16 protein-coding genes are annotated in these 13,736 nt (G+C 38.9%); 8 read left to right on the forward strand and 8 right to left on the reverse strand.

Going from position 1 to position 13,736, the window contains the following annotated elements:
* Positions 1-11: 11 nt before the first annotated feature.
* Positions 12-545: a lipocalin family protein gene (locus HH219_RS11395; protein WP_054204027.1), complete on the reverse strand. Its 534-nt coding sequence runs from the start codon at positions 543-545 to the stop codon at positions 12-14.
* Positions 546-665: 120 nt separating this feature from the next.
* Here HH219_RS11395 and HH219_RS11400 point away from each other — a divergent pair, with 120 nt between their 5' ends.
* The 3 genes from HH219_RS11400 to HH219_RS11410 all read left to right on the forward strand — a co-directional run bounded on the left by HH219_RS11400 (position 666) and on the right by HH219_RS11410 (position 2,170).
* Positions 666-1,115: a YaiI/YqxD family protein gene (locus HH219_RS11400; protein WP_169327521.1), complete on the forward strand. Its 450-nt coding sequence runs from the start codon at positions 666-668 to the stop codon at positions 1,113-1,115.
* Positions 1,115-1,651: a hypothetical protein gene (locus HH219_RS11405; RefSeq protein ID WP_064435535.1), complete on the forward strand. Its 537-nt coding sequence runs from the start codon at positions 1,115-1,117 to the stop codon at positions 1,649-1,651. The genes HH219_RS11400 and HH219_RS11405 overlap by 1 nt, the downstream gene beginning before the upstream one ends.
* A 150-nt stretch (positions 1,652-1,801) precedes the next feature.
* Positions 1,802-2,170 (forward strand): response regulator, encoded by a 369-nt coding sequence (locus tag HH219_RS11410; protein WP_169327560.1) that lies wholly within the window; start codon positions 1,802-1,804, stop codon positions 2,168-2,170.
* Between the two features lie 35 nt (positions 2,171-2,205).
* Here the strand turns inward: HH219_RS11410 and HH219_RS11415 are convergent, their stop codons facing one another.
* On the reverse strand, positions 2,206-3,339 hold the full coding sequence (locus HH219_RS11415) for a DUF1570 domain-containing protein (RefSeq protein ID WP_169327522.1): 1,134 nt from the start codon (positions 3,337-3,339) through the stop codon (positions 2,206-2,208).
* A 190-nt stretch (positions 3,340-3,529) separates the two neighbouring features.
* Here HH219_RS11415 and HH219_RS11420 point away from each other — a divergent pair, with 190 nt between their 5' ends.
* Entirely contained in the window at positions 3,530-4,348 is an 819-nt protein-coding gene (locus HH219_RS11420) for a transporter substrate-binding domain-containing protein (RefSeq protein WP_169327523.1), read from the forward strand.
* Positions 4,349-4,391: 43 nt separating this feature from the next.
* Here HH219_RS11420 and HH219_RS11425 read toward each other — a convergent pair whose 3' ends face one another.
* Positions 4,392-5,597, reverse strand: a complete 1,206-nt coding sequence (locus HH219_RS11425) for a hypothetical protein (RefSeq protein ID WP_169327524.1) — start codon at positions 5,595-5,597, stop codon at positions 4,392-4,394.
* 863 nt (positions 5,598-6,460) lie between these two features.
* Positions 6,461-7,369 (reverse strand): LysR substrate-binding domain-containing protein, encoded by a 909-nt coding sequence (locus tag HH219_RS11430; RefSeq protein WP_054452410.1) that lies wholly within the window; start codon positions 7,367-7,369, stop codon positions 6,461-6,463.
* A gap of 113 nt (positions 7,370-7,482) precedes the next feature.
* Here HH219_RS11430 and HH219_RS11435 point away from each other — a divergent pair, with 113 nt between their 5' ends.
* Positions 7,483-7,788, forward strand: coding sequence for a hypothetical protein (locus tag HH219_RS11435; protein WP_054452412.1), 306 nt, complete (start codon positions 7,483-7,485; stop codon positions 7,786-7,788).
* An 81-nt stretch (positions 7,789-7,869) separates the two neighbouring features.
* Here the strand turns inward: HH219_RS11435 and HH219_RS11440 are convergent, their stop codons facing one another.
* Both HH219_RS11440 and HH219_RS11445 read right to left on the reverse strand, forming a co-directional pair.
* Entirely contained in the window at positions 7,870-8,151 is a 282-nt protein-coding gene (locus HH219_RS11440; protein WP_169327525.1) for a putative quinol monooxygenase, read from the reverse strand.
* Positions 8,148-8,369: a DUF2798 domain-containing protein gene (locus tag HH219_RS11445; protein WP_169327526.1), complete on the reverse strand. Its 222-nt coding sequence runs from the start codon at positions 8,367-8,369 to the stop codon at positions 8,148-8,150. The genes HH219_RS11440 and HH219_RS11445 overlap by 4 nt, the downstream gene beginning before the upstream one ends.
* An 81-nt stretch (positions 8,370-8,450) precedes the next feature.
* Between HH219_RS11445 and HH219_RS11450 the strand changes: the two genes are divergently transcribed.
* Entirely contained in the window at positions 8,451-9,311 is an 861-nt protein-coding gene (locus HH219_RS11450; RefSeq protein WP_169327527.1) for a LysR family transcriptional regulator, read from the forward strand.
* 843 nt (positions 9,312-10,154) lie between these two features.
* Here the strand turns inward: HH219_RS11450 and HH219_RS11455 are convergent.
* Both HH219_RS11455 and HH219_RS11460 read right to left on the reverse strand, forming a co-directional pair.
* Entirely contained in the window at positions 10,155-11,105 is a 951-nt protein-coding gene (locus HH219_RS11455) for a nucleotidyl transferase AbiEii/AbiGii toxin family protein (protein WP_169327528.1), read from the reverse strand.
* Complete coding sequence (locus HH219_RS11460) at positions 11,095-11,493, reverse strand: DUF6088 family protein (RefSeq protein ID WP_169327529.1); 399 nt, start codon at positions 11,491-11,493, stop codon at positions 11,095-11,097. The genes HH219_RS11455 and HH219_RS11460 overlap by 11 nt, the downstream gene beginning before the upstream one ends.
* Before the next feature lie 431 nt (positions 11,494-11,924).
* On the opposite strand from HH219_RS11460, the gene HH219_RS11465 reads away from it, so the two are divergent.
* Positions 11,925-12,935: a nuclease-related domain-containing protein gene (locus HH219_RS11465; RefSeq protein WP_169327530.1), complete on the forward strand. Its 1,011-nt coding sequence runs from the start codon at positions 11,925-11,927 to the stop codon at positions 12,933-12,935.
* 209 nt (positions 12,936-13,144) lie between these two features.
* Positions 13,145-13,621, forward strand: a complete 477-nt coding sequence (locus HH219_RS11470; RefSeq protein WP_064435543.1) for a PD-(D/E)XK nuclease superfamily protein — start codon at positions 13,145-13,147, stop codon at positions 13,619-13,621.
* Positions 13,622-13,736 lie beyond the last annotated feature (115 nt).

Below are 13,736 nucleotides of genomic sequence, written 5' to 3' on the forward strand. Positions count from 1 at the left end.
CTTTACAGCAGCTACAAAGGTGTTTGTGTTACCCAAATTAACGAATCAGTATCAAAACCACGTGTTTTTGCAGCATTAATAAAATCTACTTTGCGTTCATTCGTAATTGTTGGTGTACGCGACAGTAACCATAAATATTCATTATTGTAACCAGACACATAAGCGTAATTATAATTTTTTTGATCAAGCCCAAACACCACATAAGAGCTATAAAAAGGGCCAAAAAACGACACTTTTAAATGCCCTGTATTTTTATCGTCTACAAATTTAGCTTTGCCCTCAGCATCACTCCATGCTTGTTCTCCTTGATCAAACCCACGGTTTAAAACTTTTATGCTCCCGTCATTGTTCAAAGAGTAATCAGCGGTGACATTTTGCAAGCCACGCTCGAACGAATGATCTAATCGGGCAATTTCGTACCACTTTCCTTGATATCGCTCAACTGAAAATGGGCTTACGGGGTTAACTTTATCTGGCATACCTGTGCAACCAATCAACGCACTGGTAAAAATGAGTATAAGCACAACAAAAATTGCATTTTTCATATCAAATCCTTCTATAATTTTTTCTTAATACGCAACAAACATCAAAAAAGTTCACTAAACACTGGTTGTTATAAAAAGCTTAGGTTAGGATCATTTTTTTACTAACTATTCGAGCTAATAATGAAGATATGGGTTGATGCAGATGCTTGCCCTGTGGTGATCAAAGAGATTTTATTTCGCGCCGCTGAACGTACACGCACACAGACAATTCTAGTCGCCAATCATGCAATGCGCATTCCGCCTTCAAAATATATTAGCCGTGTGCAAGTATCGTCTGGTTTTGACGTAGCCGATGACGAAATTGTAAAACGTATTGAAGCAAACGATTTAGTGATCACCGGTGATATTCCGCTGGCCTCAGAAGTAATTGATAACGGCGGCCAAGCTCTTAACCCTCGCGGTGAGTTGTATACCACTGAAAATATTCGCTCGTTGTTAAATGTACGTGACTTTATGGATACCATGCGCTCAAGTGGTGTTGAAATGAATGGTGGCCCGCCTCCATTGAGCCAAAGTGATAGACAAAACTTTGCCAATAACCTTGACCGCATACTCGCGCAAAATAAATAATGCATCAGCAACCTATTGGTTTTGGCGCTCAATCCTTTAACGTCGCAGTGTATATTGCCAATATTCCTAACATGCCGCAGTACAGTGAAATTAACTCGTTACAAGCAATGATAGATGGGCAAATAGATACAATAAATCAAGCCTGTGGCAACGGTTGGCGCAAGGTATTTAATGTTTACGCTAAAGTACTGTTTGCATTGCCTAGTGAATATTATCACTTTGCTAAATTAGCCCCCACTTGGCAACACTACCGTGATACACAGCTGCTGCAAAAAAATAGCCATACAGCGCTACTATTTAGCCCACCTATATTAACGAGCAATAATACTTTGCATATTATTGCCGGGCGCACGTATGCTAAAACACTGATCAATCAAGGGCAATTAACTGCGCAACTCGATTGGCTTGATGACGAATTTGCCATAGACAAAACAAACAAGGTTATTGTTTGCCCCTACTTTGATTACCGCCAATTAAGCAATATAAAAATAGCCCGACTAAGTGAATTAGTAGCGAGTATTCAATTTATTAACTAACCTTAAGGCTTTTATAGTCAAGTCACCTCAAGCCGCCTATTTCAGTTGAAATTAAAAACAAAGCATTGACTGCAAATAATAGCGGCTCTATTGTTAAATTAGTTTTGAGGCAGCTTGGGTATGGCACTTGCCACGGAGGCTTTAACGGTTATGAAAATACTTGTAGTAGATGATATGCCACTAATGCGCCATGTTTTAATCAACATGCTGCGAAAACTGGAGTTTAAAGATTTAATTGAAGCAACGGATGGCGTACAGGCTTTACAATTATTGCATCAACACGATTTTGATTTAGTAATAACCGATTTGCACATGCCAAAAATGGATGGCAAAAGCTTACTAAATCGCATTCGTGATGATCAGCAGCTACAAAACACCCCTGTGCTAATGGTCACCTGCGAAGACAATGCCACCGAAATAAAAGAAATTATCGCCGCTAAAGTATCTGGCTTTATTATTAAGCCCTTTAGTTTAAATATTTTAGCCAAACAATTAAAAAAAATTGCTGAGCTTGTTTAGCTCTTTAATTTTTATAGCTTATATCACTGACAGCCCTAAAAATGATGCGCCTTAAAAGGGGTTTTTAACCATTGCATATAATCATTATTAAGATCAGGAAAATGCGCAGCCAATGCACTTTGCAACTGCAACGGCGTTAATTGCACACAGGGTGACTTTTGCTGTTCTAGCATAATACTCTTTAAAAAATTTTTACCTTGTTTAGAATCCATTAAAAAGTAAACGCCAGCCCAGCTACTGGCATAAAGTTTTGTACTCTCACCTCGCTGCCAATTATCCTGTTGGTTTAATAACTCATTTAACGTCAATATACTTGTCGATAATGTGTGGTTTTTTAGCCATGTCGTGCTTGGCTCTACGCTGACAGTTTGCATGGTATTGTTTGTATGCTCAAAATACTCAGCCAACCCTTCGTCTAACCAGCGGGGCGTACTTCCTAATACGGCTTTATTAATTGCATGCACCGCTTCATGCACTGCCGTGCGCATTGCACTTTGCTCGTTGTTATAATTTATAAAAGCCGTGTTACTGGAATTAAAATAAATACCCTGCGTATTGGTTGGATCTCCACCACGTCGCCTTACCGCATTTTCATAGTCAGTTTGTGTGGCTAAAACCCTAAGATCTAATTTTACTTTCCTCAGCGAATCAACACCGATAATTTGGCCATATACTTTAAACACAGCATTGAGCTTAACCCGTAATGCTTGCTTAAATGACGCTGGTAAATTAGGTGTACTTAAAGTCAGCTCAAAGTAATCGAGGGTATCTACAAAACCTGTATTGTAAGGCGTTGCGTTAAGACTTGGTTTTTTATCACTAAAATGTGCAATACCCTCACTATCTGTCCAGCTATAAATATCGCCTTGTTGGGTATATTTAACCTCACCGAGTGATACATCAACACAGCGGGTTGTATCAATTTGCGGCCTATGATGTTGTTTAAGTATTTGAAGAGAGATGGGCTTAACAACAACTTCGTTCGTCTGAGCGTTTTTAACTGTATCGTCATGATAAATGTACGTCACTAAATCAACGTATAATTCATTTGCACTGCCTACCAACCCTTTATAACTCAATTGCCGACCTGATAAATACTGGGCCAGTAAAGCCGATGCAATTAACATGACAATAAACAGCAAAATATTCCATAGCTTGGTTTTAAACACACTCAATCCTTGAGCTAATTACTCTGCGTAACTAACTGATATTTTAAATTAAAAGTAAATATAGGAGATTGACACTCAAATAACAACAGACGCTTTCAAACTTATCACACTCCCATTTGATTACTATTCGCTTTTGTTTAATCACTGCGGTAGTATCTTAAGCGGGTAAATAATCAACAAGGAAGGCAGTATGTTTACAACTAAATTTATACGCAATATATACTCAACTTCCCTGTTGCTACTGCTGTTTATAAGCTACAACGCTAACGCTGATCCGGCCGTATTAAACCCTAATTTGAATTCAGATCTAACCACATTAGAGCTAAGCGCTGGTGAGTGGCCGCCCTTTATGAGCGAATCACTTCCTCATCAAGGTGTTGTTGCTCATTTGATCAGTGATATTTTTGCCCAAGCAGGCATTAAAGTTAGTTTTACATTTTTACCTTGGTCACGGGCGTATCACGATACTGTAAATGGTAAGTATGCGGCAACCGCGGTATGGATGTTAAGTGAAGAAAGAGCGAAAATTTATTTATATAGCGAGCCTGTACTCAGTGAAAAATTTGTGTTTTTTTACCAAAAACAACACCATTTTGACTGGAAAAATATAGCTGATTTAAAAGGCCTTTTACTTGGTGGCGGGCTTGGCTATAGCTACGGCACTGAGTTTGATAACGCACTAGAAAAAGAGCTTTTTGAAATGTCACGCGTTGGCAGTACAGAGCAAAACTTTCGCCGTTTAGCCATGGGCCGAATCGATGCCTTTGCTGAGGAACAAAGTGTTGGCTACTATGCACTCAACAACCAACTACCTGAGCTTGCTAATGTTATTAGTCATCACCCTAAACCGTTACTAATAAATAAAAGCTTTTTATTATTCCCAAAGAACTCCGTTTATAGCAAAGAGCTATTAGTCATATTTAATCATCATTTATTACAGTTTAAACAAACGGGGCGTTATCAAGCTTATTTTGAAGGCCTAGACAAAGGCGACTATCAAAATAAGTGATCCCCAATTAGCACTGCATAAAATCTCACCTACGATAAGCCTGCTACTTGTTATACTGATAAACATTTTTTTCAAACCAATTGAAAAAATCACTGTTTAACATATTTTCCGGATCGAGTAGATCGATAGTATTTTCTTCGTTCACCGTTGAGCAACGCGGCAACATTTCATTATATAAAAACGAAATAAAAGGGTTTTTATCTTTTGGTAAACTACTAAAATACTGCGTATACACAAGGCTCGATGCATACAATATGGCTTCATCTTCTTGCCAAGATTTATTGGGTATAATCAAATCCTCCATTATAAAGGGCTGACTCATAGAACCTGTGCGCTTATCCCACTCATCAATTCGCAAAGAGGCAAGATGTTCGCCACTTTCAGAACGATAAGCAAAATACTGAGCCAGTCCCTCTTGTGCCCAGCGCTGCATATACCCAAATTGTACAAAGTTAATGGCATGTACAGCTTCGTGTGTCAGTATATCTATAAACAATGTGCGATTTAGGTAACCATTCTCATAGCGAGGTAAATTAATATAAGCCTGATGAATCCAAGGGATATACACTCCAGGGTTATTTACTGAACTTTCGGCGCCATGCTTAACTAACTCATTAAAGTATTGCGTATCATTAAGCGTTACTTTTAAGTCTATAACACTTTTGGATAAGTTCTCTGCTCCAAACCAATCTATATACTCCTGATAAACAAACAATAAGTTTCTGCGCAGCTCCCATTTTATATCATCAACAAATTGCTCTGGAAAATAGTGCTCAAGTGGCCTATATTCACCGCGAGATAACACCGAAATATTAATTTCAAAAAAATCGTAATACCTACTCATATAACGCTTAGTATCTGGGTCGTATATTTTAGTAAATTTAAGTGGTGGGCGCTCCAATAAACTACATAACCGTTTTTGTTCTGATGTAGGGTTAACCGCCAGCCATTGGTGAGGAGTATGCTCTATATGCGGGGGAGCTTCATGCTTTATAGTGTTAATATTACGCCGTAAACGCTTTTCAACGTGCTCAGGTTTTATTTTATTCACGATCGGGGCCGTTGCTGGCTTAAAATCCTCATAGTTTACATACACATTTTCCACAAGTGCTTCAATTGGCTCTGCATATACTCGCGTGTCTTGTGAATCGAACGAGTTAATAAATAAATTAACTCCCACAACCAAAATTAACACCGCCAAAAGTACTAAAAAAATGACCTTCGACCTACCCGCCTGCCTTTTATACATTTACACCTCTTAAACAATATTTGTAGAAAGCGACGAAGGCTTTTTTTGCATCACCAAATCTTTGAATATAAAAACAGTTTAGCGAGTTTAAATACAATAAAGTACTCAAAAGAGGTCTAATCAGTTACTAGGCATCGAATAGGGGTTGTTAGCGAGTGAAAACCAAACCCGTAGGCGGGAGTTTACCTCGCGCTGTTTACATTTAATGGTGCTTTATTTGCGCGGCGTAAAGCCCCGCAAACAAAATTTAAGCACCCGTAGCAGCGGGTTTACCCCGCGATTTTTTAGGTCGTGCTTTAGCGCGACAATAAATGCTAAAGCAATCATCGTGGCTAAAGCTCACTCCTACCATCAACCCATATCGTAGGAACCAGCTTTAGCTGTGATTGTTTATAGAGCTAGTTGATGAACAATAAACCAAACCCGTAGGCGGGAATTTACCTCGCGCAGGTTGCGCTTAATGGTGCTTTATTTGCGCGGCATAAAGCCCCGCCTACGACAAATCCTAGCACTTTTGTAGGTCGCGCTTTAGCGCGACAATAAATACCTAAAGCAATCATCGCAGCTAAAGCTCGCTCCTACCAACAAACCCATGAACTAACCAAATATCGTAGGAACCAGCTTTAGCTGTGATTGTTTGTAGAGTTACTGAAAAATAAACCAAAACCGTAGGCAGGAGTTTACCTCGCGCTGTTTGCATTTATGGTGCTTTAATTTGCGCGGCATAAAGCCCCGCCTACGACAAATCCTAGCACTTTTGTAAGTCGTGCTTTAGCGCGACAATAAATACACAAAGCAATCATCGCTATTAAAGTACACTGCGTTTATGTATCCCCAAGCCCCAAATATTAAACACTACCTGATTACAAATACGGTTTAAACGCCTCATCATCTTGTTTAAATTGTGACAACAGCCATTCTTTAAACGCAATGACCTTTTCCCATTTAAAGTGATCTTTCGGACCCACTAAATAATATTTATAACTACACGCATACTCAAAACCAGGAAATAAAGCCAGCTGCCCTAATTTAATATGCGACTCAATTAAACGCCGCCTAACTAAAGCAATCCCCTGGCCAGCTAAAGTAGCTTGAATCACTAATGCGGCATTATCTATTTCTAAAAATACAGGAACTGATGCTGGACAAACTCCCAAGCTAGTGATTAAGGTTTGCCATCCTTGCTCAGCATCGGGGCAAATATCCATAATAATGTTTTGTTTAAGCAACTGCTCTTTAAGCGGCAAATTAACATCAAGTAGACCAGGCTTATAAGCTAAAAATAAGCTGTCATCAGCCAGCAGTTCACTATGTACATCACTGTAATTACCTAAACCAAACCGTATCCCTAAATCAACATGCCCCTGAGAAAAATTAGCATGATGGTCACTGGGGTCAATGCGTAAATGAATACCCGGATAAGCACGTTGAAAACCACTGACATGTTGCAACAACCAGCCACTGGCAAATGAAGGTAATACTGATAAGTTTAAACAATGGGGTTGTTCATCTTGGCGTAATGAATTTACACCATTTTGTAAGCAACTAAAGCCTTTTAAAACATGTGGTAATAATTGCTCACCTTGACGGGTTAGCGCAACAAATCGAGTATGACGAGTAAATAACTCACACTGTAAATTCGCCTCTAACAATCGAATTTGCTGACTTACAGCTGCTTGACTCACAAATAATTTTTCAGCCGCAAGCTTAAAGCTTCCCAACTCTGCAGCATGCTTAAAATACCAAAGACTTTTTAATGGCGGTAAATTCACAGCTCACCCAAGTTAAGAAAAAATTAAGCATAGGTAACTTTTAATCGTTTGTCAGTATTTTTTATACACGCAATACTCACCCAGTCAGCCATCCGAAAACAGGAATATAACTTATGAAAAACCTAATAGTATTAGCTTTCTTTTTATTCAGTGGTCTCGCTCATACAGCACCTACAACCACATCAAAAATAAATACTGATGAAGGTTACCCTTATAAAAACTTAATTAACAAATCAGAAAGAGTAGAGCTGCGCTACACAGAAAACGGTCATAACGTTTCATGCAGAGTCGTTGTTCAATCTAAAGAAATTAAATACGCAGGGGAGCTGCAAACAGCATCAGCAAAACGCTTTAAAAAAAGCCCAATGAGCACTTGCTTGACCAGAGATAAAGCGAAAGAGATTTTAGCGCTATTGTAGATATTAAATCAGGAAAAAAACCAGTAAAAAATACATTGCAGAACGCTTGAGCACAGGGCAGATAATCTGCCCGCTTAAAGTTTAAATCATGTGTAATTTATTAATCTCTACAGGTAACGCAAGGGCTGATTCATAAAATGCGAACACCTCTTTCACATACGGTTGCTGGTAATGTTCATCAAGTGCATCTTGTGATGCAAACTTTTCTATTAAAAATAAACACTGTTGATCTAAATCTTCATATAACTCAAAACGAATACACCCTGGCTCTGCTAATGTTGGTTGTAACATTTGCTGTAAACGCCCTTTACACTCAGTAAATAATGCCGCATTAGGCGTGATTTTTGCCACTATATTAATCATTTTAAACCCCTATTGAAAAATTTAATAACAACACAGCGAATAGGTGGAGCAACAGTAAATGCCACCACAAAAGCCGCAGGCCACGCATTAATAAATGCAATTAGCCAACTGTGTAAAAATGTTTCACTTAAACCTAAATTAACGTAGGTTACCCAAGCAGATAACAAAAACGACATCAAAAAAGAGAACACCGCAGTAAACACAAAATGAATTTTCATAACACCTCCTTGGCGTTACTATATGCAAAGAGATGGCGTGCAAACAGTCACGATAATGCAAACTAAGATTGAGAAATTGATATGCTAGACGATCTACATTTATTTATAGAAATAGCACGACGTAAAAGCATGAGCCAAACAGCTAAAGATCTAAGCTTAAATTTATCAACCCTTTCACGACGTATTCAATCTTTAGAAGAAAAGTTAGGCAATCCCTTACTACAACGTACCGCCAGAGGGATTGTGCTCACAGCAAAAGGTGAGCAGCTTTATAATGAACTGGCCGAGCAGGTATTAACGCTCAACACGCATTTAAATCAACTAAACTCGCCCACACTTGAGGCCAGTGATTTTTACTTGCTGTGCCCACAAAATATTATTGCTGGGCCATTAATGCCTGCACTCAATGCATTTTCAGCTAATAATTTAGCGCTTAATCTACACATTTATCCAAGCAACACGAATAGCCAATTAAGCCAAAAACGCTTTGATTTAGCTATTCGCGTAGGCGAGCAGCAAGACTCAAGCTACTTTCAAAAACGCCTAGGCAATATAGCGATTAAGTTTGTCGTAAAACACCAGGCGCCACTGTCGCGACTAGTGCTCCCTTATGCAGAATCACAACTTCCAACGGGTTTACTTAAACTACTTAAAGAAGAGTATGCACACATCAGCTTTTGTTTTGATATTACCATCGCTAAAAATATGGTTGAATCAGGCTATGGTGTAGGGCTGCTACCCATGAGCGAAATTGACAGCATTACACATAAAAACCAATTTAGTTATATAACGTCACCAATCGCGATCCCTGCAAGGCCTATTTATGCACTATGGCCGCATTTCAACAAGCCATCAGCCACAGCTGAGCAATTAATAACTTTAATACACGACATAATTACACAAACACCCAGCCTACAAGGAAAAGTTGTAGCGCTAAATTAACAGGTATTTAAAAAGAATAAAGTAAACGATCAAAACCCGTAGGCGGGAGTTTACCTCGCGCAAGTTTGCGTTTTATGGTGCTTTATTTGCGCGGCATAAAGCCCCACCTACAAAAAAGCCCCACGCTTTTGTAGGTCGTGCTTTAGCGCGACAATAAATGCTAAAGCAATCATCGCAGCTAAAGCTCACTCCTACCATCAACCTATATAGTAGGAACCCGCTTTAGCTGTGATTTTTGTAGAGCTAGGTGATGACCAATAAACCAAACCCGTAGGCGGGAGTTTACCTCGCGCAGGTTTGCGTTTTATAACATTTAAATTTACACAACATAAAGCCCCGCAAACAAAATTTAAACACCCGTAGCAGCGGGTTTACCCCGCGATTTTGTAGCTCGTGCTTTAGCGCAACAATAAATACTAAAGCAATCATCGCAGCTAAAGCTCACTCCTACCAACACCCCATGAACTACCCAAATATCGTAGGAAACAGCTTTAGCTGTGATTGTTTGTAGAGCTACTGAAAAATAAACCAAACCCGTAGGCGGAAGCTTAACTCGCGCAGGTTTGCGTTTTATGACATTTAAATTTGCGCGGCGTAAGGCCCCGCCGCCGACAAATCCCCGCGATTTTGTAGGTCGTGCTTTAGCGCGACAATAAATGCTAAAGCAATCATCGCGGCTAAAGCTCACTCCTACCAACAACCGATATCGTAGGAACCAGCTTTAGCTGTGATTTTTGTAGAGCTAGTTGATGAACAATAAACCAAACCCGTAGGCGGGAGTTTACCTCGCGCTTTGGCTTTTAATTTCAAATTTGATGGTTAATGTCGCGTTGGCAACAGCAATTAAAGCTTTAGATTTTTTAATACTTGATAGCAATATAACTTAAATACATCAAATGCATGCTCCCAATTAAGGCTATGATTACCATAAACCATTGGCACGACATATTTATTAAAACGTACTTCATAAAGTGGATTCGCTTGTAATACACCTAAAGCGAACCTAAGTTCAGTAATTGGATTTTCCATAAATTCAGCATGCTGATTTGCATAACGAGTAATATCTTCCGCGATGACTTTTTGTACTAAAGGCACCACATCTTGAACATTCGCCAATCCAGCTTGTTGAATATAATACGTATCATAAATATGGCGAATTAGTGCAGGATCATCGTCTCTTTTATTATCACGTACAAAGCTCGCTGTCCGCCTGAGCATAGACACTAATTTTTCAGCTTGTGTACTCTTAATACTAGAAAAATCCATCAGTGACACTTCTGGTGACTGTTGAGTTACCTCGTTCACTAAAGAAGATATATTGCGGCTTTGCACATTATCAAAAAGTAACGTTTCTATAAGCTCTAATTTAATAAACGGTCGTAAGCATGGAGCTTTTGAATGGGCTTGAGGATAGCGAATATCAATTTGTTGATATCGATATTCATCGAACACGGTTGGAGTATTTTCTACAGAAAAATAATCATCTGAATTAATTGCAGCAATTAGCTGTAAATGGAGCGCCTTTCTAGCCTTTCTTCTTTTGGCTTTAGAAGTATTGGCAGATAAATCTTTAGGAATGATTTTTATATCAACATCTTCAGACATTCGATGAGTTTTAATACCTGACTTTGTTAATGCCGTACCACCTGAAAAAACTAAAGAATGCGTATCAAAAGATAACTCTGAAAGTAGCTTAAGTAATATAACTACGTAATAATCTTTTTCAACAATGGCAGGGTTACCCATACCAAGAGCATCAGCTACATCTAAAAATAAATCGCTATCAATTCGCATTGATAGCGCTATTATTTACAACAATCTTGCGCTTAAATCGACTGCTGGTCATTATTTTAAATGAAGCGGGAACCTGTAAGCTTTCACCATTAAGACTGCGTTGTGAAAATTCATCAAATTGATACTCAACACCCAGCTTTTCAATAGCCTCTAAAATGACTCCATCTGCACCCGCAGGTGATGCAGGCATTAACTTACCAGTAATGCGATTTTCTCGCGCTTTGGTATAAAGCCCATACCCAATACGTAACAATTGACCACTATCAACCAGCTTTTTTAATACACGGCCAACTTGATCATAACCAGCAATATCAGCAAAATCAGTGCGCTCAAAAACATAACGCTTAGAGCGATTTATTCTTGTGGTTACTTTACTCGCTATTGTCATATTAATTACTCTCGTTGCTTAAATAAAATATAGCAAACATACGACACTTTAACAATGCAAACATACGACACTTAATTGATGTTCTCATATCATTTTGATGGTATATAACACCGCAGGAACCAGCTTTAGCTGTGATTGTTTGTAGAGCTAGTTGATGAACAATAAACCAAACCCGTAGGCGCGAGTTTACCTCGCGCAAGTTTGCGTTTTATGGTGCTTTAATTTGCGCGGCATAAAGCCCAGCTTATAAAATTTAAACACCCGTAGCAGCGGGTTTACCCCGCGATTTTGTAGGTAGTGCTTTAGCGCGAAAATGTTTACGCTTCCCTTTAAATATGCTGACATATTTTGAAGCAAATCAATCAGACCAGTATTTTTATTAGGTACTTCAATGTTATTATATGCAAATACATGATTGAAAAGGACTCCTCATGATTTTAAAAGATAAAACCCTCATAACCTCTACTTCACCCAAAATACAAGCTGGCCAAAAACAAGAGCTCGATGTAGCGTTTTATCTGCGTCGCGCGTTTAAAGATCATCCACAAGTTTTTGTATTCAACGATGTAAAATTCAAACATAATGGTGAAACCGCACAAGTAGACCACTTAATCGCTTACACCTATGGTTTTATTCTTATTGAATCTAAAAGCATCACCGGGGAAGTCTCTATTAATGAACATCAAGAATGGAGTCGTAGTTACCGTGGTCAATGGCAAGGCATGCCATCGCCAATCAAACAAGTTGAGTTACAGCAAGCATTATTAAAAAGCCTGATGAGAGACAATGCCCCACAACTGCTCCCAAAAATATTTGGCAAAATACAGCAAAACTTTGGTGGTCGCGAATGGCATAGCATTTGTGCCATATCTAGTAATGCAATTATCCAACGCAACAAAGCCCCACAAGATATTGCTACTCGGCTTGTAAAATCAGAGTTTATTGCCGATAAATTGCTTGAGATAATGAAACTGCCAGCATCAATACCTAATGCTTTGCATCTTTTTTCAAAAAATACACGTCCATGGTTTAGTGAAGAAAGCTTAGCCAGAATTTGCCAATTTATTTTAGACCAAAACTTATTATCCCCCGCACACGTAGAGCCTAAAATATTGGCTGAAGAGATCAACGAACCAACCCCAATTTATCAAGAAAAACCCATACAGATTGAACCAACGTTTACTCCGCCAATCCCCGCGGAGCAATCGTGTACAATTAACCAAATAGATTTGGCCTGTAAAAAATGTGGCAATAAAACAGACCTTCAACCCCGCTCAGGCCGATACGGGTACTTTGCCACCTGCGGCAATTGCAAAACAAACACACCAATGAAAACGCCCTGCCCTCAATGTAGCAGCACCAATACCAAAGTGAGCAAACGCAAAGAGTCTTACTCATTAGTCTGTGGGGAATGTGAAAGTACAGCGCCTATTAAAGTTTGATGGTCAATGTAGGCGGGAGTTTACCTCGCGCGGGTTTACCCCGCGATTTTGTAGCTCGTGCTTTAGCGCAACAATAAATATCTAAAGCAAACATCGCAGCTAAAGCTCGCTCCTACCAACAAACCCATGAACTAACCAGATATATGTCATATTGAAAAACTGCCTTTTATTTAGTATGTTAATTGTTCAATTAAAAGGAGAATAATTACATGGATGGTCAATTACCATTATTTGATGAAATACCCGATAAAAACGAGCAAACGGGATCACCGCAAGAATCAAACCGTAAGTTTTGTACCGAGCTTGAAGAAGATCTAACCTTAATAGGCTTTCTTGAGTGTCACGACACTCAACCACAACCACAAAAGTATATAAAGCGTGCAGCCTACCAAGATATGTACGGCAGTACACGCCATAGTACCTTTTTAATACATCATAAAATCAAAGGGCTGTTAAGAGTTGAAGCCCATCGACAAGTACAAAGTGGCTCAGTTGATCAAAAATTTCCATTCTTTTATGAGTCATTAAATAATGCACCAGAAGAAACGGTGGTTATTGTTTTCGATGGAAAGGGCTATAAAAAAGAGGCTTTTGATTGGTTGTTAAATCAAACTGAAATACAAACAAATAAAATGTTTAAGGTGTTCGCTTCCAAAGACGAGTTCCTTAACTATTTGACGGGTTAGTATACAACTCTAACCCCGCATATTGTTTTTAATTTCAAGTACCCTAAATATCACATGGCGACTAGAGTGCTTTTACAGCACTCCTCAATTCACTCTCACTTATTGCTTGTTTACA

It is taken from the genome of Pseudoalteromonas sp. NEC-BIFX-2020_015 (assembly GCF_012952265.1).
In the GTDB taxonomy this organism is placed as follows: domain Bacteria; phylum Pseudomonadota; class Gammaproteobacteria; order Enterobacterales; family Alteromonadaceae; genus Pseudoalteromonas; species Pseudoalteromonas neustonica.